Below are 20,790 nucleotides of genomic sequence, written 5' to 3' on the forward strand. Positions count from 1 at the left end.
TCCTTTCTTTTTGTTATACTTTACGTGTACTCGATAAGAGCTGCGAATTTTGAATCACCCATTCATTTATATGTCCATAATATAGGAGGTTTTCCCCATGACAAAAGAAAAACAGATGTTTTGTTTCCAGTGTGAACAGACCGCTATGGGTACTGGCTGTACCGGTTGTGCCGGCGTTTGTGGCAAATCGGCTGTTGAAGCTGGCTTGCAGGATGTTTTGACCGGCGCTCTCGTCGGCTTGGCCCGTACCTGTCAGACTGCCGCTCCGACGGCTAAGACCTATCGTACCATCCTCGAAGGCATGTTCACGACCATTACCAACGTCAACTTCAATACGACGACGACCCAGGCTATGGTCGATAAAGTCCATGCTGAAGCCGCTGCTCTTTCGTCCACTCCCGCAGCTGACTACGACATGAACCAGATGTGGAACGCTGACGAAGATATCCGTTCCCTCAAATCGCTCATCCTCTTCGGCATGCGCGGCATGGCTGCTTATGCTTACCACGCTCTCATGCTCGGCAAATCGAGTGAAGAAGTCGATTCCTTCTTTGTCAAAGGCTTATCGGCTATCGGCGAAGACTGGGGCATGGATGAACTTCTCCCGATTGTCATGGAAACAGGCAAAGTCAACTTGACCTGCATGGCCCTCCTCGATGAAGCCAACACGACTACTTATGGTACACCGGTTCCGACGACGGTTCCTTTGACTGTTGAAAAAGGCCCGTTCATCGTCGTTACTGGCCACGACCTGAAAGATTTGGAACTCCTCCTTAAACAGACAGAAGGCAAAGGCATCAACATTTACACTCATGGTGAAATGCTCCCGGCCCATGCATATCCGGAATTGAAAAAATACAAACACCTCAAGGGCAACTTCGGCACGGCTTGGCAGAACCAGCAGAAAGAATTTGATGGCGTTCCCGGTGCTTTCCTGTTCACGACGAACTGCCTCATGCCGCCTCGCAAATCCTACATCGACCGCGTCTTCACGACGGAAGTCGTTTCCTTTGACGGCGTAACTCACATCGGCGAAGACAAAGACTTCACACCGGTCATCGAAAAAGCGCTGGAACTCGGCGGCTACAGCGAAGACCAGCACTTCACCGGCATCAACGGCGGCAGCACGGTAACGACAGGTTTCGGTCATGGTACCGTTCTCTCCGTAGCTGACAAAGTCATCGATGCTGTCAAAGCTGGCGCTATCAAACACTTCTTCCTCGTCGGCGGTTGCGACGGCGCTCGTCCGGGCCGTAACTACTACACGGAATTTGTTAAACAGACCCCGGCTGATACGGTTGTCCTCACCTTGGCTTGCGGCAAATACCGCTTCAATGACCTCGACCTCGGCACCATCGGCGGCTTGCCGCGCATCATGGATATGGGCCAGTGCAACGACGCTTACAGCGCTATCCAGGTAGCTGTCGCTTTGGCAAAAGCCTTCGATTGCGGCGTCAACGACCTGCCTTTGTCCATGGTTCTCTCCTGGTACGAACAGAAGGCTGTCTGCATCCTCTTGACCCTCCTCTCCTTGGGTATCAAGAACATCTACCTCGGACCAACACTGCCGGCCTTCGTCTCCAAGAATGTCCTCAACTACTTGGTAGAAAACTTCAACATCACTCCGACCAGCACGCCGGAAGCTGACCTCAAAAAGATTTTGGGATAAGAGGCCGTAGTTTATAGTTTGTAGAAGAGAGATTTAAACTCAAAAGAGGCTGTCCAATGCGACAGCCTCTTTTTTTTTCGCCTGTATGCGATTTCGTAGGGGACGTCCTGTCAAGGCGTCCAGCCTCTGCTGTCCGTTTTGGCGACCGTCTTGCGCCTTCCGTTGGTCGGCACCCGATGGGTCAAAAAGGCTTAGGACGGCCCCTACGGAGGCCCCGATTGGGGCGCTTTAGCGCCCTAACTACTTGCGGAATTGCCTATTCTACGGTAATATAAACGTATACTAATCTTATTATATGCAAATGGGAGGCTTTTACTATGGCAGACAATAAAACTTATGCTGTGTTCCAGACGAACCGCGGCGATTTTACGGTTGAACTTTTTGCGGACAAAGCTCCGATTACGGTCGAAAATTTTGTCAATTTGGCAAAATCCGGTTTTTATGATGGCACGATTTTCCATCGCATCATTGCCGATTTCATGATCCAAGGCGGCGACCCGACGGGTACGGGCTGCGGCGGCTCGAAGCAGACGATCCCTGATGAATTTGGTCCGGGCCTTGATTTCAGCGAACCCGGTATCCTGGCTATGGCCAATGCCGGCCCCAATACGGGCAGCTCTCAGTTCTTTGTGACTGTTGTCCCGACGCCGTGGCTCCAGAACCATCATTCGATTTTCGGCAAGGTCGTCAAAGATTACGATGTCGTCGAAGGTATCAGCAGAGTCAAAACGAATTTTGCAGATAAACCCCTGGAAGATGTCGTCTTGAACACGGTGAAAATCGTAACGGAAGCCTAAGTGCTTCATGTTGTATTATACGTATATGGTGCGCTGTGCCGACCAGTCTTTATATACGGGCTGGACGCTGGATGTAGCCAAACGGGTGGCAGCGCACAATGACGGCAGAGGGGCCAAGTATACCCGTTCCCGTCGCCCTGTGACCCTGGCCTGGTGCCAGGGTTTTCCTACAAAACACGAAGCGATGCATTGGGAATGGCAGATCAAGCAGTGGACGAGAAAGAAGAAGGAGAAGCTCTGCCGGGAACAGCTTTCCGTAACGGATGAGGAAGGATGATCGAAATGAAACTATGGAAAAAATGGCTGACGACAATCGTTGCCAGTTTATCCCTCTGTATCGCACCGGCAGCGATGGCTTCGGCCGCTTCGACGGCGCAGATCTTGCTTTACGGGGCCGCGACGATGGTCCTGGCAAAACAGCAGCTGCTCCAGATGGACAACAATAACCAGAAACAGATGCTGGCCAATACCCAGGCCAAGACGGGCGTCGTCAATAATGAAGCCTACAGCGACCGCCTGGAAAATATCCAGCGCAATCTCGTGGCGACGGGCCTGATTAAGCGCAATTACGATGTCTATGCCAATCCCTCGACGGATTTGAACGCCTTTGAAACGATCGGCGGCGTCATTTCCGTCAATAAGGGGATGCTCGATGCCCTCAATGATGACGAACTGGCCTTTACGCTGTGCCATGAAATGCAGCACGGTGAAAAACGCCATGCCATCAACGGCGTCCTCAAGAGTATCGGTATTTCGACCCTCGTCGACGTGTCCCTCGGCGGCAATGCCGATGTCCTGGACATCCTCTTGGGCAGTGTAGCCGTCAATTACATCGACAATGAATTTGTCACTATGGACCAGGAAAAACAGGCTGATGCGACGGGCTTCAATGTCTTCAAGAACACGGCATATAATGTCGGTGGCGCCGCTTCGTCCATGCAGTACGTCTATGAACAGTATGGCGAATTGTGGCAGGAAGGTTTCAAACGCATCATCAGCCCGAACAACCATCCGCAGATGTCGAGCCGTATCGAAAAGCTGGCCGGACGCATGAGCTTGTGGTCAGGCAACCACGTCCAGGTCGGCGGCAACACGGTATATGTCAACGCACAGCCTGTTGTTACGCCGGCCGTGTCCGGAACCTATTCGTCACGGCGTCGGGCTTTCCTGGTCGCCGGCAATCTGGCCCGGGCTACGCACGATGTCTACGGCGAAGCGACGAAAGACGATAAAGTCGTCACCGAAGCGATGAACAAGAAGCAGCCGTCGTGGAAGGTGTCGTCCCGCGGCGATGACGTCTACGTCAACGGCTTGCGCGTCATGACCTGTGCCGACGGCGATAACCAGCCGGTCATCGTCAAGAATATCCAGTCGGCCCTGGAAGCCAAACCGGCCATGCTGAACAAGAAGGAAATCCAGAAGCAGAATAAAGCCTGGACCCATAAGTATGGCTATAAGAAACAGAAGAAGGAGAAAAATGCGTAAACAAATAGCTTTTGTCACGGCCCTCATGGCCTTGACCCTGGGCGTCGGCATCCTCGCCGGTGCCCGCCAGTCGACGGACTCTCATGGCGTCGATGTGGCCCTGGAAGAAGCGCGGCAGCATGCGACGACTGATGGCGATGACGTGCCAGCCTTGCGGGAAAAACCGCAGGTCACTCTTCATTATCCGGCGACGGATCCGGCCGATGCCCATCCCATCCTGCGCTGGAGCCGTGTCGACGGGGCTGTCATGTATGACGTGCAGATATTGAAGAAGGAAGAAGAAAAGGACGCGGACGGGAAACCCAGTACGTCTTATGAACCGTTCATGGATGACCAGAAGGCCTATACGACAGGACTGGAACTGGATTTGCCCGATACTTTCCTGGGACAGGTCTTTTACTGGCGCGTCCGCGGCCTCGATTTGAAGGGGCGTCCCGTCAGTGAGTTCTCGGATGTCGAAGAAGTACATGTCGATATTTTCCAGCCTTTTACGGAAAAGCCGACGCCCTTGTCCTTTTTCAACCAGGGACCGGGACAGACCCTGCTCTACCCGGTCTACGACTGGATTGCCGTACCCGGGGCGGCCAAGTATGAGGTGGAAATCCTCAACGACCTGCCGGAAGACCCGAACGGCACGGCACCGTCAATCCATCGCATCGACAGTTATACGCCTCAGTATGCTCAGCAGTATGACCAGAAGGCCCGCATGGGCGACAAGCCGTTCTACTGGCGCGTCCTGGCCCTGGACGGGGCGGGGAATCCCATCGGCGGCTATTCCGATGCCCTGCCTTTCGAACTGGATCCGGCTGCCGAACAGGGCGTCGTCGCTATCTTCGGCGACAGTATCAGCCATGGCGGTGGCAGTATTTCTTATTCGCCGACGGACTGGGATTTCAGCTACGCTTCGTATCTCATGTTCCCGACGATCAACCTGGCTCAGAGCGGTGACACGAGCGCCATGGGCGTCGAACGCTTCGACCGCGATGTCCTGCCTTTCAAGCCCTCGTATGTCATCATCCTCATCGGCTCCAACAGCCTCCGGGCCGGCGTGCCGGCAGGCGAAGTCATTGCTGATTTACGGACGCTGAAGAAAAAATGCCTGAGCCACGGCATCAAACCGGTTTTCCTGACCATTCCGCCGCTTAACCCGCAGAACATCAAGGCCGCCTTCGACCAGGATACGGCCGATGACTGGCGCAGCGCCATTGCCGAAGTCAACGACTACATCGACACGCAGGTCCACATCGACATCACGCCGGGCATGGCTGACAGCCACGGCGAACTCAAGACCGAACTGGCTCTGGACGGCCTCCATCTCGACCCACCGGGCAAAAAAATGATGGCCGCCGCCATCAATAACGCCTGGGCCAGCATCACGGAATTACCCGATAGTGCCTGGGAGTGAGGGAAAGGGCTGACGCCCTTTCCAGTGGTTCGTGGTTCGTAAGCGGGCCGATAACCCTGTGGCGCCCCTACTTTTAAATTTAAAACCATCCACTAACCCCTAGCCACTAACAACTAACCACTAAAAAGACGCTGTCGCATTATGCGACAGCGTTTTTTTACACCTCCTCCAGCAAGCGCTTGGCTGTGAACTGGTCGGTGATGAGGACGTTGGCGTAGCCGCCTTTCAGGGCGGCGCGGATGCTGGCGATTTTGCCTTCGCCGCCGGAGAGGAGGATGCTGTATTCTTTGTTGCGCAGGTCATCCAGGGCGATGCCGACGGTGCGGTCATTCAATTCCTGGCTGGAGATGTTGCCGTCTTTGTCGAAGAAGCGGGAGCAGATGTCGCCGACGGCGTGGCTCTTGAGGTAGGCTTTTTCTTGGGTATCGGCATAGCCCAGGCGGAAGAATAGGGCGTTGTCGCGGACTGTACCGACGCTGAAGATGGCGATGTTGGCATTGCGCCCCAGTTCCAGGACGCGCTTGATGTGGCGGTCGCGGTAGACCATTTCCTTGACTTCTTTGGAGTCGAAGAGGACCGGCAGGGGCAGGTACTGGGCGATAGTTTCGTAGTTCTTGGCGAATTTTTCCAGGATTTCATTGGCGTAGGTTTCGCTCGTTGAAAGGGTGATGCCCCCTTCGAGCTGGACGATTTGGGCGCCCTTCAGGGGGTGGGGGATGAGCTGATGGGACAGGCTGTGGAGGGTTGTGCCCCAGCCGACGCCGATGATGTCGCCGTCCTGGATGATTTCATTGATATAGGCTGCGCCGCGCTGGCCGATATATTTCTTGACTTCTTCTTCATCTTCGATGGGTGCGTTGGCGATGCAGACCTGGCGCAGCCCGTAGGCCGAGGCCACTTTTTGGGCCAGCTGGCCCTGGTCTTCGATGGGGTCGAAGATTTCGATGCGCACGAAACCCATGTCCTTGGCGTACTGCAAGAGCCGGGAAACGGACGGTCGGGACAGCTGCAATTCCTTGGCGATATCGGCTTGGCTAAAGCCTGACTGATAATATAATTTGGCTGCGCTGATGGCTAGTTTATTCTTATTATGTTGCATACAAATCCATCCTTAAGATAAAATGGTAAATTTATATAATCCTCTGACGAAAAAGTAGTAGCGAATACAAATATATTCTTTTTCATTATCGCATTTTTGTTCAGGTAAATGCAAGGCAAAATGCAAAGCAATCTGCAAATATGACTTTTTATGTATACTATATTTTGCATAAAAATTATAGCCTTCACAACGACTATACGTAATGTGAAAATATGTTAATATTTTGTTGAAAAAATGTGCCGTCTGATGTATGATGAACCTACGGAAAATCCTCTATGCAGGTAGCGAAAGAAAATATCAGTGTCATTGACGAAAGGAGCAATTTTATTATGCAAGAGAAGCAGTATGTTATGGCCTTGGACGCCGGCACCACGAGTAATCGTGCTATTATTTTCGATAATGAATCGCATATCGTCAGCGTCAGCCAGAAGGAATTCACCCAGTATTTCCCGAAACCGGGCTGGGTCGAACACGATGCCAATGAAATTTTCCACAGCATGGTCGAAGTCATGCGCGAAGCCTTGGCACAGGCCAATATGACAGCCAGTGAAATCTCGGCCATCGGCATCACCAACCAGCGTGAAACGACAGTCGTCTGGGATAAGAACACGGGCGACCCCGTGTACAACGCCATCGTCTGGCAGTCCCGTCAGACCGCCCCGATTTGCGAAGACCTCAAGGCCCGCGGCCTGGTCGATGAATTCCGTGACAAGACGGGCTTGGTCATCGACGCTTATTTCTCGGGCACGAAAGTCAAATGGATCTTGGACAACGTCGAAGGCGCCCGGGAAAAAGCTGAAAAAGGCGACCTCCTCTTCGGGACCATCGACTGCTGGCTGGTCTGGAAACTGACAGGCGGCCAGGTCCACATCACAGACTACTCCAATGCGTCGCGTACACTTATGTTCAACATCAAAGAACTGAAGTGGGACGACCAGCTTCTTGAATATTTAACCGTTCCTAAATGCATGCTCCCGGAAGTACGCCCGTCCAGTGAAGTCTATGGCTGCACGGATCCGGCCATCCTCGGCGGTCCGGTCAACATCGCCGGTATCGCTGGTGACCAGCAGGCAGCCCTCTTCGGCCAGACCTGCTATGAACCGGGTATGGCTAAGAATACCTATGGTACAGGCTGCTTCATGCTCATGAATACGGGCACGACACCGATTCCTTCCAAGAACGGCCTGGTTACGACCATCGCCTGGGGCCTCGACGGCAAAGTCGAATATGCCCTGGAAGGTTCCATCTTCGTCGCCGGTTCGGCCATCCAGTGGCTCCGCGACGGCCTGCGCCTCATCGATACGGCTCCCGATTCGGAATGGGTCGCTAAACGCGTTCCCGATTCGGACGGCGTCTATGTCGTACCGGCTTTCGTCGGCCTCGGCGCTCCCTACTGGGATATGGATGCCCGCGGCTTGATCATCGGCATCACCCGCGGCACCAAGAAGTCACACATCGTCCGGGCTACCCTCGATTCTATGGCTTACCAGACGAAAGACGTCCTCGGCGCCATGGAAGCGGACTCGGGCATCAAACTGGCTGCCCTCAAAGTCGACGGCGGTGCCGTTGCCAACAACATGCTCATGCAGTTCCAGGCCGATATCCTCGGCGTTCCTGTCGACCGTCCTCAGGTCATCGAAACGACGGCTCTCGGTGCCGCTTATCTGGCTGGTCTGGCTGTCGGCGTCTGGGATTCTAAAGAAGAACTCGTATCGAGCTGGAAACTCCAGAACCGTTTTGAACCGACCATGGAACCGGAAAAAGCAGCAGGTTACTACAAAGGCTGGCGCAAAGCTGTCAAGCATGCAATGCACTGGCTCAGCGATGAAGACTAAGAGAGAGGTGCTAGCATCATGATGTTTGACAACTTATTAGGAGAGTTTCTCGGGACGATGGTCCTCATCGTCTTTGGGGCCGGCGTCTGCGCCTGCAACACGCTGACCAAATCGAAAGGCCAGAATGGCGGCTGGATCTGCATCACCGCAGCCTGGGGTTTTGCCGTAACCCTCGGCGTTTACACGGCAACGACCTTGGGCGCTCCGCAGGGCGACCTGAACCCGGCTGTTACCTTGGGCAAGACCCTGATCGGGATTTATTCGGTGCCTCAGTTCTTCGCTACGTCCATCGCTCAGATCCTGGGCGGTATCCTCGGCGCAGCTATTGTCTGGCTGGCATACCTGCCGCACTGGGCTGAAACGGAAGATAAATCGGCAAAACTCGGTATCTTCTGCACGGCTCCGGCTATCCGTAACTATCCGGCCAACTTCCTTTGCGAATTTATTGCGACGTTCTTCCTGATGTTCGTCATCTGGATGATCTTCTCCAATAAAGTCGGTGCAATGCCTGCTGGCCTTGGGCCGTACATCGTCGGTATCCTCATCTGGGCTCTGGGCATGAGTCTTGGCGGTCCTACCGGGTACGCCATGAACCCGGCTCGAGACCTGGGTCCCCGTATTGCCCATGCTATCCTGCCGATTGCCGGCAAAGGCGGCTCGGACTGGGCTTATGCCTGGATCCCTGTCTTGGCTCCGCTGGCTGGTGCCTTTGCTGCCTACGTCGTGGCGATGGCTTTGAATGTCTTCTAATCTATTTATATATGGTTTTAGGAAAGGGCTTGTCATTTTTCGGCAAGCCCTCTCCTTTACCTCGATTTACAAATTTGCTTATTTATTTTGAACATAATTTCATCGTTCATTAAAGGTAATATTTCTATATTTTCCCATGAAAAAATTGTATAAGTTGACAATGTGAAAATATGTAAAAATAGACTTGCAATTATTTTCACAAACTTATATAATAAGGGCATCAAAGATAGTGATACTTGGTATTTACAGAGAAAGAGGTTGTGAACATGACAAAACAAGCAGATGTCGTCGTAATTGGCGGCGGTATTACCGGCACAGCCATTTTGCACGAATTGGCGAAGTACAATCTTCGTGCAGTCCTGGTTGAACAGGAACCGGAACTGGCTGCCGGCACGACAAAGGCCAACAGTGCCATCCTTCACGCAGGTTTCGATGCGCCTACGGGCAGTATGAAAGCCCGCATGAACGTCGCAGGCAATGCGATGTATCATGATTTGAAAGACGAATTGGATCTGGACATCCGCTGGTCTGGCTCGTATGTAGCCGCTCTCGATGATGAACAGATGGCCGTCCTCCAAGAACTCCTCGAACGGGGCAATGCCAACGGCGTTCCGGGACTGAAAATCATCAGCGGCGATGAAATGCGCAAAGAAGAACCGAATGTCAGCAAAGACATCAAAGGCGCACTCTGGGCTCCAACTGCCGGTATCTGCTGGCCTTTCGGATTGGCCCTGGCCTTTGCGGAAAACGCTGTCATCAACGGTGCCGAAGTCATCCGTGAATGTCAGGTTACGGGTATCACCGTAGAAGATGGCGCTGTCAAAGCTGTCGAAACGGATAAGGGCACTATCGAAACGAAATACGTCATCAATGCCGCCGGTGTCCACGCCGACGAAATCAGCCGCCTCGCCGGGGATGATTCCTTCCAGATCCATCCGCGCCGTGGTGAATACATCCTCTTTGATAAGACGGCTCAGAAAGATCTGGTCTACTCGCCGATTTTCCCGACACCGACGAAAATGGGCAAAGGTATCCTGGTCTGTGCGACGACTCACGGCAACGTCTTCGTCGGCCCGAACGCCCAGGATATGCCGGACAGTGAAAAAGACGACACGGCTGTTACCATTCCGGGTATGGACGACATCCTGGACAAAGCCCGCCGCCTGGTTCCGAACATCCCCGTCGGCGCTACGATTACGGAATTTGCCGGCGTCCGCGCCGTATCCAGCACAGGTGACTTCATCCTCGGCCCGTCGGAAAAGACGAAAGGCCTCATCCAGGCTGCCGGCATCCAGTCGCCGGGCCTGACTTCAGCTCCGGCTATTGCCAAGTACCTCGTCGACGGCATCGTCGCTGAAACCGGTGCTGCGGCCAAGACCGATTACAAGAAAGGCCGTCCGGCTCAGCCCTGCTTCCGCATGATGGCTGAAGCAGATCAGAAAGCCCTCATCGCCAAGGATCCCCGCTATGGCCGCGTCATCTGCCGTTGCGAAACGATTACGGAAGGCGAAATCGTCGATGCTATCCATCGTCCCGTCGGCGCCCGCACCGTCGATGGTGTCAAACGCCGCACCCGTGCCGGCATGGGCCGCTGCCAGGGTGGCTTCTGCGGACCGCGTGTTACACAGATCTTGTCCCGTGAATTGAACATCCCCGTTACGGAAGTACGGAAAGAAATGCGTAATTCTTATATGTTCTATGATAAAGAAAGCGGAGGTAAAGCATAATGGGTGAACAACTTTATGATATTATCATCGTTGGCGGCGGCCCGGCAGGCTTATCCGCTGCCTACAGCGCTTGGCAGAATGGCGCTAAAAAAATCCTCGTCCTCGAACGTGACCGCGAAGCTGGCGGCATCCTCCAGCAGTGCATCCACAACGGCTTCGGCCTCCATCACTTCAAAGAAGAACTGACGGGCCCGGGCTATGCACAGCGCTGCTATGACTTGGTCAAAGATAAACCGGAAATCGAAATCCTCGTCGACACCATGGTCCTCAGCGTCAATTCCGACAAGACCGTTACGGCTGTCAGCCCGGCACACGGCTTGATGAAAGTCCAGGGCAAGACGATTATCCTTACCATGGGCTGTCGTGAACGGACGCGCGGTGCCATCCGCATCCCCGGCTACCGTCCGGCTGGCGTCTTCACGGCCGGCGCAGCACAGCGCATGGTCAACATGGAAGGCTATCTGCCGGGCAAGAAAATCGTCATCCTCGGCAGTGGCGACATCGGCCTCATCATGGCCCGCCGTATGACCCTCGAAGGCTGCAAAGTCCAGGCTGTCCTGGAAATCTGCCCCTTCTCGAACGGCTTGACCCGTAATATGGTACAATGTCTGTATGACTATGATATTCCTTTATATCTGTCCCACACCATTACGGCCATCCACGGCAAAGACCGGGTCAATGGCATTACGGCAGCCAAAGTCGACGACCATATGAAACCGATTCCGGGCACGGAATTCGATATCGACTGCGATACGCTGCTCTTGTCTGTCGGCCTGATCCCGGAAAATGAATTGTCCCGCGGCTTAGGGCTGGCTATGCATCCGCTCACCAATGGTCCTATCGTCGACCAGCATCGTGAAACGAGCATCCCTGGCATCTTCGCAGCCGGTAACGTCGTCCATGTCCATGACCTGGTAGACTTCGTATCGGAAGAAGCTGAAATCGCCGGCAAATATGCGGCCCTCAAGGCTCAGGAACAGCTGCCGGAAAACGTAGCTGACGTAAAAGTCGAAGCTATCGACGAAGTCCGCACCTGCGTTCCCCAGCATGTCCGCGCTACGGCAGACGGCGAAACGATCCGTTTGTTCATGCGTGTCCGCAAACCGATGAAGAAAGTCCGCCTTACGGTCAAGAGCGGTGACGATACGCTGCTGACGAAAGTCCTCCCCGTCGCCAAACCGAGTGAAATGATCGCCGTCAACGTACCGGCTGAAAAAGCCAAAGGCCATCATGCGGATTGGACCGTTTCCGTAAAGGAGGAAGCATAACATGAGTGTAGAAACGAAACAACTGAACTGCATCAACTGCCCGCTGGGCTGCTTGCTTACGGTTACCCTGGAAGACGGTAAAATTACCAGCGTTACCGGCAATACGTGCCCGCGCGGTGAAAAATATGCCCATCAGGAACTGACGGACCCGCAGCGCATGCTGACCTCGACGGTCCGCATCGAAGGCGGCGAACTGCCGCTCCTGCCGGTCGTATCCAAGACGACCCTGCCGAAAGGCAAGATCCTCGACTGTGCCGAAGCATTGCGCAGCGTCGAAGTCAAAGCCCCGGTCCATACAGGCGACGTCATCGTCAAAGATATCCTGGGTCTCGGCGTAGATATCGTGGCCAGCCGCGATATGGGCAAAGAATAATAGGTACCAATATATTCCCTCTTACATATACCGAAAAGGAGGCTGCCTTATAGCAGCCTCCTTTTCGAGTTTGTAGTATAATGTTTGCAGTACGAAGTAGTATTTGCTTGATTTATCGCTTCGTTGCTAAAATAATCAGCACTATATCGAATGGGCTATGGTAAAATCTCACAGTGGGCCGCCCTCTGGGACGGCCCCTACGCAGCTAACTGCTAACTGCTAAAAAAGGACATGTCGCATGGCGGCATGTCCTTTTTTTGGTATTGGTTGGAAAATGGTTTGTTTATTTTGTTTTCTGCTGGATGAAGCCCGGCGTCGTGAGGTAACGGTCGCCGTTATCCGGCAGGAAGGCTACGATGGTCTTGCCGGCGTTTTCCGGACGTTTTGCGACTTCCGAAGCGGCATAGAGGGCAGCCCCGCCGGAGATACCGATGAGGAGGCCTTCGGATTCGGTGAATTTCTGAGCTGTTTCATAAGCCTGTTCTGTCGTGACCGTGAAGACTTCGTCGTAAATCTTGGTGTCCAAGGTTTCCGGTACGAAGTTGGCGCCGATGCCCTGGAGTTTATGCGGGCCGGCATGGCCTTCGGAGAGGAGCGGCGAATCTTTCGGTTCGATAGCGATGATCTGGACAGACGGTTTCTTTTCTTTGAGGTACTGGCCGACGCCGGAGAGGGTACCGCCTGTGCCGACACCGGCTAAGAAGATGTCGACAGCGCCGTCTGTATCTTCGTAGATTTCCGGGCCTGTCGTCAGGCGATGGATTTCCGGATTGACGGGGTTGGTAAACTGGCCGGGAATGAAGGAATCGGGGATTTCTTTAGCCAATTCGTTGGCTTTGTCGACGGCGCCTTTCATGCCGGTCTTGCCTGGTGTCAGGACGATTTCAGCGCCATAAGCGGAGATGAGGTTGCGGCGTTCGATAGACATGGTTTCCGGCATGGTGAAGATAGCGCGGTAACCTTTGGCAGCTGCGACGGCAGCCAGGCCGATGCCGGTGTTGCCGCTGGTCGGTTCGATGATGACCGAGCCTTCTTTGAGGATGCCTTTCTTTTCAGCGTCTTCGATCATGGCTTTGGCGATACGGTCTTTGGCAGAGCCAGCCGGGTTGAAAGCGTCGAGTTTGACTAAGAGGTTAGCAGCGACGCCAGCGGCGTTGTTGTAACGTTCCGGTTTCAATAACGGTGTGTTGCCGATCAACTGTAACATAGATGTGTAGATTTTGCTCATGAGAATCTCTCCTTTTCCTATGATTCATCCCCCGATGAATGCAAAATATATTGAAAATATAGCAAGGTATACCAATTTGGTATAGATTTTATGTACGCCTATACTGGATTTTTCATTTCCGTATAGGGGTGACAACGAATTTGGTTATTTCAAAGGCCTCATTTTGCCGATGCAGCGTTCATCATGCTGCTGGTCCATCATTTCCACGCGGCGCTGCAGGATGGCTACCTGATGCTGCAAGGCAATGATTTGGTCTTCGATGGGATCGGGTAGGCGGTTGTGATTGAGGTCGACGTCGCGTTCGCTGTGGCTGGCTTTGATGCGTTTGCCCTGCTGGACGACGACGCGGCCCGGGATGCCGACGACTGTCGAGTACGGCGGCACTTCTTTGAGGACGACGGAACCGGCGCCGATTTTTGCGCCTTCGCCGACGGTAAAGGAACCGAGGACTTTGGCACCGCAGGCGACGACGACGTAGTCGCCGATGGTCGGATGGCGTTTGCCTTTTTCCTTACCCGTCCCGCCGAGGGTCACGCCCTGATAGAGGGAAACGTTGTTGCCGATGACCGTCGTTTCTCCGATGACGATGCCCATGCCATGGTCAATGAACAGGCCTTCGCCAATCTGGGCGCCGGGATGGATCTCGATGCCCGTGAAGAAGCGGGAAATGGTGGAAATGATGCGGGCCGTGACAAACCACTGATGCTTGTAGAAGAAGTGGGCCAGGCGATGGGCCCAGATGGCATGAAGGCCGGAATAGCAAAGCAAGACTTCCAGCGTATTCTTAGCGGCTGGATCGCGGTCCTTGATGACGCGAATGTCGTTGCGAAGTGATTTGAACATGGCGTAGCGCCCTCCTGTGATGTGAAAAAAGTAAATAAAAAAGACCTGCCGTCATACAGAGACGGTGGTCCGTGGTTCCACTCTGATTGCAGTCCTTAGACTGCCACTCAATGCCCGTAACGGCGGCAACCGGGATGACCTACTGGCGTTCAATCATCCTGCTCCCAAAGGCATTCCATCACATTCAACTTCGATAGGGGCTTTCAGCCGATGGCCCTTACTCTCTGTGCCGTTATCCTGTGTGTACTTGTTTTGGTCATTGCATTTCTGTTTTCGTGTTGAACACATGATACCCCTTCACAGGACGTTTGTCAATAGAAAGATCCTAAAAAGATGACAAAATTGGTATCTTATTCAAAAAGGCCGTTAGAATCGCTTTCTTTATATATCTATATAAGGGCATTTGCAGTTTGTAGTTTGTAGCAGTGGGAGTTTTGTTGGTTGTTGATACATAAAGACTCATCATTTTTGATTAAATTTGTCTGCATACAATATCCATGTTTGGTAGATATGAACTGTATTCGCTCCAATCAATGGCATGGTATAACACAAAATGAGCTTAATATGATTAAATGTAATTTTAAAAATATAAAAATATCATTACAAAAACACATGCTTTAGTGTAGTTGAATAAAGTATATGGCGGTAATAAGCCGTTTTTATAAAAATTTTATCTATAAAAAGCATAGAGTACTAAAAGAATACCATATTAGCAATGAATAGATATATAACTAAAAAGCATAGGTACATATTCAAGGTTTCTCATTTTGTATTACTCATTTTTCTATACTTATTGCACTTTACGCATGAAATGGTATACTTATGGTAAATACTTTACTTCATAGTATTCGTTGTAGTTGTAATTTATAAGTAAAGAGGTGTGAAAATGGAAAAGACAGAATTGTATGAAACATTCCAGAAAGGGTTGACCAGCGTCAACGGCGAAAGTTATATCGCCAAAAAAGCAGACGTTGCTGCCACTCTCACCAAAATTTTCCAGGACAAGGACACACATGAAGTTGCCCTCGTTGAAACGCCGCTCCTGAAAGAAATCGGCGCTGTAGACGCATTGAAAGCCGCAGGCATCAAAGTGGATACGGATCACTTCCGCAAGAATGCCCCGGACGATAAAGGCGGCGTTACCGAAGCCGATTACGGCATCGCTAACTTGGGCTCTATTGTCCAGATGAAGGACGACATCGACTGTCGTATCGTTGAAACGGTATCGGACGTCTATGTCGGCATCGTCAAACTTTCTAAGATCGTCGATACTTTCGATGACATGATCGACATCATGGCCGAAACGAAGCCGTTCCCGAAATTCGCTGGTATCATCACCGGCCCGAGCCGGACAGCTGATATCGAATGCGTCGGTACTGTAGGGGTTCATGGCCCGCGTCAGTATTCGGTCATCGTCGTAGAAGATGAGTAAGGGAGGGAACAGCACATGTCTAACGAATTACTGAAGCAAGAAATCGAGCGCGCCATGGATAACGCGCCTTTGCAGAAGGCGTTGAAGAAGTTTACGACGGCCTATCCTGGCAACCGTGCGAAAGTTTACAAAGGATATGACTTTGAAGCACTTCGTGATAAAGTCCATGAAGTCAAATCTTATGCTCGTGACCATCTGGATGAAGTCATGGCCGAATTCATCAAGAATGCGGAAGCCAACGGGGCTCATGTATTCGTTGCCCATTCTCCGGAAGAAGCTATGGACTATGCTTTGAAACTGGCAAAAGACAATAACGTCAAACTTTGCGTTAAGTCGAAATCCATGGCATCAGAAGAAATGCACTTCAACCAGAACTATGAAAAAGCTGGCATTACGGCTCAGGAAACGGACTTAGGTGAATTCATCAACTCTATTGCTGGTGATACGCCGTCCCACATGGTTATGCCGGCTATCCATTATTCTAAAGAAGACGTTGCTGACCTCTTTGAATCGTATACGAAACAGCCGGAAGAACCGGTCATCACGAAAGAAGTCAAAACGTCCCGCCGCGTCATGCGCCCGAAATTCCTCAGCGCTGAAATGGGTGTTTCCGGTGCCAACGTCGCTGTCGCTGAAACGGGTACAGTCATTACCATGACGAATGAAGGCAACGGCCGTATGGTCGCAACCCTTCCGAAAACGCACTTATATATCTTTGGTATTGAAAAATTCGTCGCTAAGATGAGCGATATCCGCTACATCTTCAAAGTACTGCCTCGTAACGGTACAGCCCAGAACATCACGGCATACCTTTCCTTCTACACGGGCGCTACGAAAGTCGTTACGGATCCGGAAAAGGATACCAAGGAAGACAAGAACTTCCACATGATCATCCTCGATACGCCGGAACGCCGTAAGATCATGGCCAGTGAAGATTACAAAGATATCTTCTGCTGCATCCGCTGCGCAGCCTGCCTGAATGTATGTCCGGCCTTCCGCCTCGTCGGCGGCCACGTATATGGCGGCTCCATTTACACCGGCGGTATCGGCACGCTGCTCACGAGCTTCCTCAACAGCCGTGAACGCGGTAAAGATATCCAGAACATCTGCCTCCAGTGCGGTACGTGTAACACGGTCTGCGGCGGCAAACTCGATATTGCCGGCATGATCCTGAAATTACGTACGAAATTCGCTCAGGAAGATGGCCTCAATCCGGTCCATAAATTCTGTCTCGATACGGTTGCTGACCGTCACCTCTTCCACTCCATGCTGCGTATCGCTTCGGTGGCTCAGGGCATGATTACTAAAGGTCAGCCGATGATCCGTCATCTGCCGATGTTCTTGTCCGGTCTGACAGCAGGCCGCAGCCTGCCGAGCATTGCTCCGCAGCCGTTCCGCGACATCCTGCCGACAATCAAACAGGACGTTCCTAACCCGAAGGGCAAGATCGCTATCTTCACGGGCTGCCTCCTCGACTTCGTCTATGTCGACATTGCAACGGACGTCGTCAAAGCCCTCAACATGGCTGGCTATATCGTAGAAATGCCGCTTGGCCAGGCCTGCTGCGGTGCTCCGGCTACCTATATGGGCGATGTTGAAAACGCCAAGAAAGCTGCTGAATTGAACTTGAACGCTATGGAAGCTGAAAAATACGATTACATCGTATCGGCTTGCCCGACTTGTACGCATGCACTCCGCGATTACGTCGACTTCTTCAAGGACGATCCGGAAATGCTCAAGAAAGCGGAAGAACTCCGCAGCAAGACCTTCGACTTCTGCAAACTCGTTTCCATGCTCGGCGGCTTGCCGGATACCGGCGATGGCGTACCGATGAAGGTCACCTATCACGACTCCTGCCACTTGAACCGTTACCTCGGCGTCACCAAGGAACAGCGTGAACTCTTGAAAGCTACCAAGGGCGTCGAACTCATCGAAATGCACGATTGCGATAAATGCTGCGGCTTCGGTGGTTCTTACTCCGTTAAATTCCCTGAAATGTCGGCTCCGATCCTCGAAGAAAAGATTAACAACATCGTCGCTTCCGGCGCAGATGTCGTCGCTGTCGACTGCCCGGGCTGCTTGCTCCAGATCCGTGGCGGCCTCGATGCTCGCGGCTTGAACAATATTCAGGTTAAACACACAGCACAGATCGTCGTTGAAAAACGCGAAAAAAAATAGGCAATAACGTTGGCCGGAAAGGTAAATAGAGCATGATGATAAAACAGACACTCTTAGAAACCAGCGCCCGGAAGTTTATGCCCAAATTGTTTGCCGGTATCAGCGATGACCAGGTCCGCAGAGTGAAAGAGTATATAAAATTATATACAAAGCATCCCTTTGGAGGTACGGCCACGGGGGCCGTCCTCGATGATGCAGCCTCTTCGCAGGGGAAGATGATTCGTCCCCGCCTGGTACTGATGGCCGGCTCGTTCGGAACAGACCGCGACGATGTGCGGGAGCGGTTGTATAAACTGGCGGCCGTAGTGGAAATGACCCATCTGGCCTCACTGATCCATGACGATATTGTCGACGATGCACCGGTCCGGCGCGGCAAGCCGTCGGTGCAGAGCAAGTACGGGAAGAACGCAGCCGTCTATGCCGGCGATTTCCTGATGAGCCGCATCACCTTCTACTTGATGCGCGAGGGATTGAACCGGGCAGGTATGGTCATCGCCCAGGCTGTAGAGGAAATGTGTGCCGGCGAAATCGGCCAGGCCATGTGCCGCTATAAAGAGGACGTCACTATTGACCAATATCTGCAGAACATCCACGGCAAGACCGTCGCCTTGTTCCGCGCCTGCTGCCGCATCGGTGCCATGGAAAGCGGTTGTGACGAACGGGTATCGCGGATGCTCGAGTCCTTCGGCGAATGTCTGGGCTATATGTTCCAGATGCGCGACGACCTCCTCGACTTCGTACCCGATAGTTCGATGATTGGCAAGAAAGCCCACCAGGATTTCCGCGAAGGAATCTATACCCTGCCGGTCCTCTTGGCACGGGAACAGCCCGGCGGCCGCCGGCTCCTCCACCCCTATATGGAACGGAGCGCCGAAGGGACGCTGACTCATGCGGATATCTGCCGCATGGAAGAAATCGTCGCAGCCCTGGGCGGCCTGGAAGGCGCGTGGAACCAGATCCACACCTACCAGAAGCGGGCTGAGGACATCCTCGAAGCCCTGCCGTCAAGTGATATTTCCCTGCAGCTCGGCAAGATCGTACGTAAGCTGGGGGCCGTGTGAATGGAACAGCAACGTTGTTTGACACCTAAGCTGGCCGTTCGCCTGGCTGCACCGCACACCTGGCTGGCTTCTGTATATCCCGCCGTATTCGGTGAACTGTATTGCCTCCTGAAGGGCTACCCCCTTACGGGGACGCTGGCCATCACCCTCTTTTGGGCCTGCGTCTTCATGCAGTCCGCCGTCAATACGCTGAATGATTATTTTGATTTTGTAAAAGGCACGGACACTGCCGACGACAACGTCGAGGTGAGCGACGCCGTCCTGGTTTATGAAAACATCAAGCCTGGACAGGCATTGGCTTTGGGACTTGGCTACTTAGTTGCAGCCGGTCTCCTGGCCTTGCCGGCACTGGTCACAGCCGGACCGGCGCCGCTGATCATCGGCGTCATCGGAGCCATCGCCGTATGGACCTATTCCGGTGGTATCCTGCCGATATCCTATCTGCCGATTGGCGAGTTCGTTTCGGGCTTTGTCATGGGCGGCCTCATCCCTATGGGAATTGTCGCCGCCGTAAGCAGTACCTTCGATTTTTCCGTTTTGCCTGCGGCTCTGCCCTTCATCATCAGTATCGGTCTCATCATGATGACCAATAATACGAGTGATATTGAAAAGGACAGGCAGGCCAAGCGCCGGACCTTACCGGCACTCTTGGGAAGGAATAAGGCTGTCCGCCTGTACCGGGCTGCCGCATGGATCTGGATGGCACTCATCTGCCTCCTGCCCGTATGGTATATCGGTTGGTGGGGCCTCATCAGCCCGGCTTTCTTTATCGTGTTTGCCCGACATACCTTTGTCAATCTGCTTCAGTCGCCTCTGGAACCGCAGGGGCGGGTGAAACAGATGAAAGGCATCATCACTGCCAACCTCTTTGGCAACGGTGCCTATCTGTTAGCACTCGCGATGGTCCTCTTCGGAGGTGGTACCTTTGGCTGAGCTTTCAAAACGGGAGAAGGTATATCGTGTATTCCAGCAGATTTCCCAGACCTATGACAGCGCCAATGGCCGCATCAGTCTTGGCATGGAAAGTCGTTGGAAGGACTGCCTCATCGAAGCTGTCTGTGAGCAGGCAGCGAAAGGCAGCCGTGTCCTGGATGTGTGCAGTGGCACTGGGGACATCGCTATTTCCCTGGCAGCGCACCGGCCGGATCTCAAGGTCACAGGCCTTGACTTTTCCCCGGCTATGCTCGACGTAGCCCGTAAAAAAGGCACGCCGCTGGCGAACGTTGTCTGGCAGGAAGGCGATGCCATGAACCTGCCTTTTGAGGATAATACCTTTTCGGCAGCCTGTATCTCCTTCGGGCTTCGCAACACCTCGGACTACCTGCGCGTCCTGCAGGAAATGGCCCGCGTCGTCGTTCCCGGCGGCTGGGTATATTGTCTCGACTCCTTTGTCCCCGATTCTCTGGTCATCCGGCCCTTTTATTCGGTGTACTTCCGGTATGTCATGCCCCTCCTGGGCGGTGGCTTCCGCCATCGGCAGGAATACACCTGGCTGTGGCGGTCGACACAGGATTTTCTCAGGAAGAAGGAGCTCCTGGACTTGTTTGGACAAGCCGGATTGATTGACAGGCAGATGAAAAGCCGCTTATTCGGGGCCTGCGTGCTCCACAAGGGGAAGAAGCCTGCGGTCGAATGAAGGA

The 20,790-nt window shown here is 53.1% G+C and carries 18 protein-coding genes and 1 other annotated feature; of the genes, 15 read left to right on the top strand and 3 right to left on the bottom strand.

What is annotated here, in order from left to right; translation table 11 throughout:
- The first annotated feature begins 97 nt into the window (after positions 1-97).
- The 5 genes from hcp to NOS26_RS04655 all read left to right on the top strand — a co-directional run bounded on the left by hcp (position 98) and on the right by NOS26_RS04655 (position 5,356).
- Positions 98-1,669, top strand: coding sequence for a hydroxylamine reductase (gene hcp / locus NOS26_RS04635; protein WP_014015596.1), 1,572 nt, complete (start codon positions 98-100; stop codon positions 1,667-1,669).
- Positions 1,670-1,986: 317 nt separating this feature from the next.
- Entirely contained in the window at positions 1,987-2,466 is a 480-nt protein-coding gene (locus tag NOS26_RS04640; protein ID WP_014015597.1) for a peptidylprolyl isomerase, read from the top strand.
- 7 nt (positions 2,467-2,473) lie between these two features.
- Complete coding sequence (locus NOS26_RS04645; RefSeq protein ID WP_014015598.1) at positions 2,474-2,743, top strand: GIY-YIG nuclease family protein; 270 nt, start codon at positions 2,474-2,476, stop codon at positions 2,741-2,743.
- Between the two features lie 5 nt (positions 2,744-2,748).
- On the top strand, positions 2,749-3,951 hold the full coding sequence (locus tag NOS26_RS04650) for a M48 family metallopeptidase (protein ID WP_014015599.1): 1,203 nt from the start codon (positions 2,749-2,751) through the stop codon (positions 3,949-3,951).
- Complete coding sequence (locus NOS26_RS04655; protein WP_014015600.1) at positions 3,944-5,356, top strand: GDSL-type esterase/lipase family protein; 1,413 nt, start codon at positions 3,944-3,946, stop codon at positions 5,354-5,356. The genes NOS26_RS04650 and NOS26_RS04655 overlap by 8 nt, the downstream gene beginning before the upstream one ends.
- Before the next feature lie 157 nt (positions 5,357-5,513).
- Here NOS26_RS04655 and NOS26_RS04660 read toward each other — a convergent pair whose 3' ends face one another.
- Positions 5,514-6,455 carry a sugar-binding transcriptional regulator gene (locus NOS26_RS04660; protein ID WP_014015601.1) on the bottom strand — a complete coding sequence of 314 codons (942 nt, stop codon included), beginning with the start codon at positions 6,453-6,455 and terminating at the stop codon, positions 5,514-5,516.
- A gap of 329 nt (positions 6,456-6,784) precedes the next feature.
- Between NOS26_RS04660 and glpK the strand changes: the two genes are divergently transcribed.
- From glpK to NOS26_RS04685, 5 genes are all read left to right on the top strand, one after another.
- Entirely contained in the window at positions 6,785-8,290 is a 1,506-nt protein-coding gene (glpK, locus tag NOS26_RS04665) for a glycerol kinase GlpK (RefSeq protein WP_014015602.1), read from the top strand.
- Between the two features lie 18 nt (positions 8,291-8,308).
- On the top strand, positions 8,309-9,040 hold the full coding sequence (locus tag NOS26_RS04670; protein WP_014015603.1) for an MIP/aquaporin family protein: 732 nt from the start codon (positions 8,309-8,311) through the stop codon (positions 9,038-9,040).
- 266 nt (positions 9,041-9,306) lie between these two features.
- Positions 9,307-10,767 carry an NAD(P)/FAD-dependent oxidoreductase gene (locus NOS26_RS04675; protein ID WP_255917347.1) on the top strand — a complete coding sequence of 487 codons (1,461 nt, stop codon included), beginning with the start codon at positions 9,307-9,309 and terminating at the stop codon, positions 10,765-10,767.
- On the top strand, positions 10,767-12,035 hold the full coding sequence (locus NOS26_RS04680) for an NAD(P)/FAD-dependent oxidoreductase (protein ID WP_255917349.1): 1,269 nt from the start codon (positions 10,767-10,769) through the stop codon (positions 12,033-12,035). Before NOS26_RS04675 ends, NOS26_RS04680 begins: the two co-directional genes overlap by 1 nt.
- Before the next feature lies 1 nt (position 12,036).
- Positions 12,037-12,408: a DUF1667 domain-containing protein gene (locus tag NOS26_RS04685; RefSeq protein ID WP_014015606.1), complete on the top strand. Its 372-nt coding sequence runs from the start codon at positions 12,037-12,039 to the stop codon at positions 12,406-12,408.
- A gap of 283 nt (positions 12,409-12,691) precedes the next feature.
- On the opposite strand, the gene cysK is transcribed toward NOS26_RS04685, so the two are convergent.
- Both cysK and cysE read right to left on the bottom strand, forming a co-directional pair.
- Entirely contained in the window at positions 12,692-13,636 is a 945-nt protein-coding gene (gene cysK / locus NOS26_RS04690; protein WP_014015607.1) for a cysteine synthase A, read from the bottom strand.
- A 144-nt stretch (positions 13,637-13,780) separates the two neighbouring features.
- A complete protein-coding gene (gene cysE / locus NOS26_RS04695; RefSeq protein ID WP_014015608.1) occupies positions 13,781-14,479 on the bottom strand; it encodes a serine O-acetyltransferase in 699 nt (232 codons plus the stop codon).
- Positions 14,480-14,533: 54 nt separating this feature from the next.
- Positions 14,534-14,748, bottom strand: a binding site (T-box leader).
- Positions 14,749-15,365: 617 nt separating this feature from the next.
- On the opposite strand from cysE, the gene NOS26_RS04700 reads away from it, so the two are divergent.
- The 5 genes from NOS26_RS04700 to NOS26_RS04720 are packed head-to-tail and all read left to right on the top strand — an operon-like array spanning position 15,366 to position 20,786.
- The gene (locus NOS26_RS04700; protein ID WP_014015609.1) at positions 15,366-15,911 is read left to right on the top strand and encodes an LUD domain-containing protein; all 546 of its coding nucleotides are present in this window, start codon (positions 15,366-15,368) and stop codon (positions 15,909-15,911) included.
- A 15-nt stretch (positions 15,912-15,926) separates the two neighbouring features.
- A complete protein-coding gene (gene ldhH, locus NOS26_RS04705; protein WP_036202996.1) occupies positions 15,927-18,089 on the top strand; it encodes an L-lactate dehydrogenase (quinone) large subunit LdhH in 2,163 nt (720 codons plus the stop codon).
- A gap of 32 nt (positions 18,090-18,121) precedes the next feature.
- On the top strand, positions 18,122-19,150 hold the full coding sequence (locus NOS26_RS04710) for a polyprenyl synthetase family protein (RefSeq protein ID WP_014015611.1): 1,029 nt from the start codon (positions 18,122-18,124) through the stop codon (positions 19,148-19,150).
- The gene (locus tag NOS26_RS04715) at positions 19,151-20,083 is read left to right on the top strand and encodes a prenyltransferase (RefSeq protein WP_072983111.1); all 933 of its coding nucleotides are present in this window, start codon (positions 19,151-19,153) and stop codon (positions 20,081-20,083) included.
- Positions 20,067-20,786 carry a ubiquinone/menaquinone biosynthesis methyltransferase gene (locus NOS26_RS04720; protein WP_232501484.1) on the top strand — a complete coding sequence of 240 codons (720 nt, stop codon included), beginning with the start codon at positions 20,067-20,069 and terminating at the stop codon, positions 20,784-20,786. The genes NOS26_RS04715 and NOS26_RS04720 overlap by 17 nt, the downstream gene beginning before the upstream one ends.
- Positions 20,787-20,790: the final 4 nt, after the last annotated feature.

It is taken from the genome of Megasphaera sp. SC8-1 (genome assembly GCF_024436295.1).
Lineage (GTDB): Bacteria > Bacillota > Negativicutes > Veillonellales > Megasphaeraceae > Megasphaera > Megasphaera elsdenii.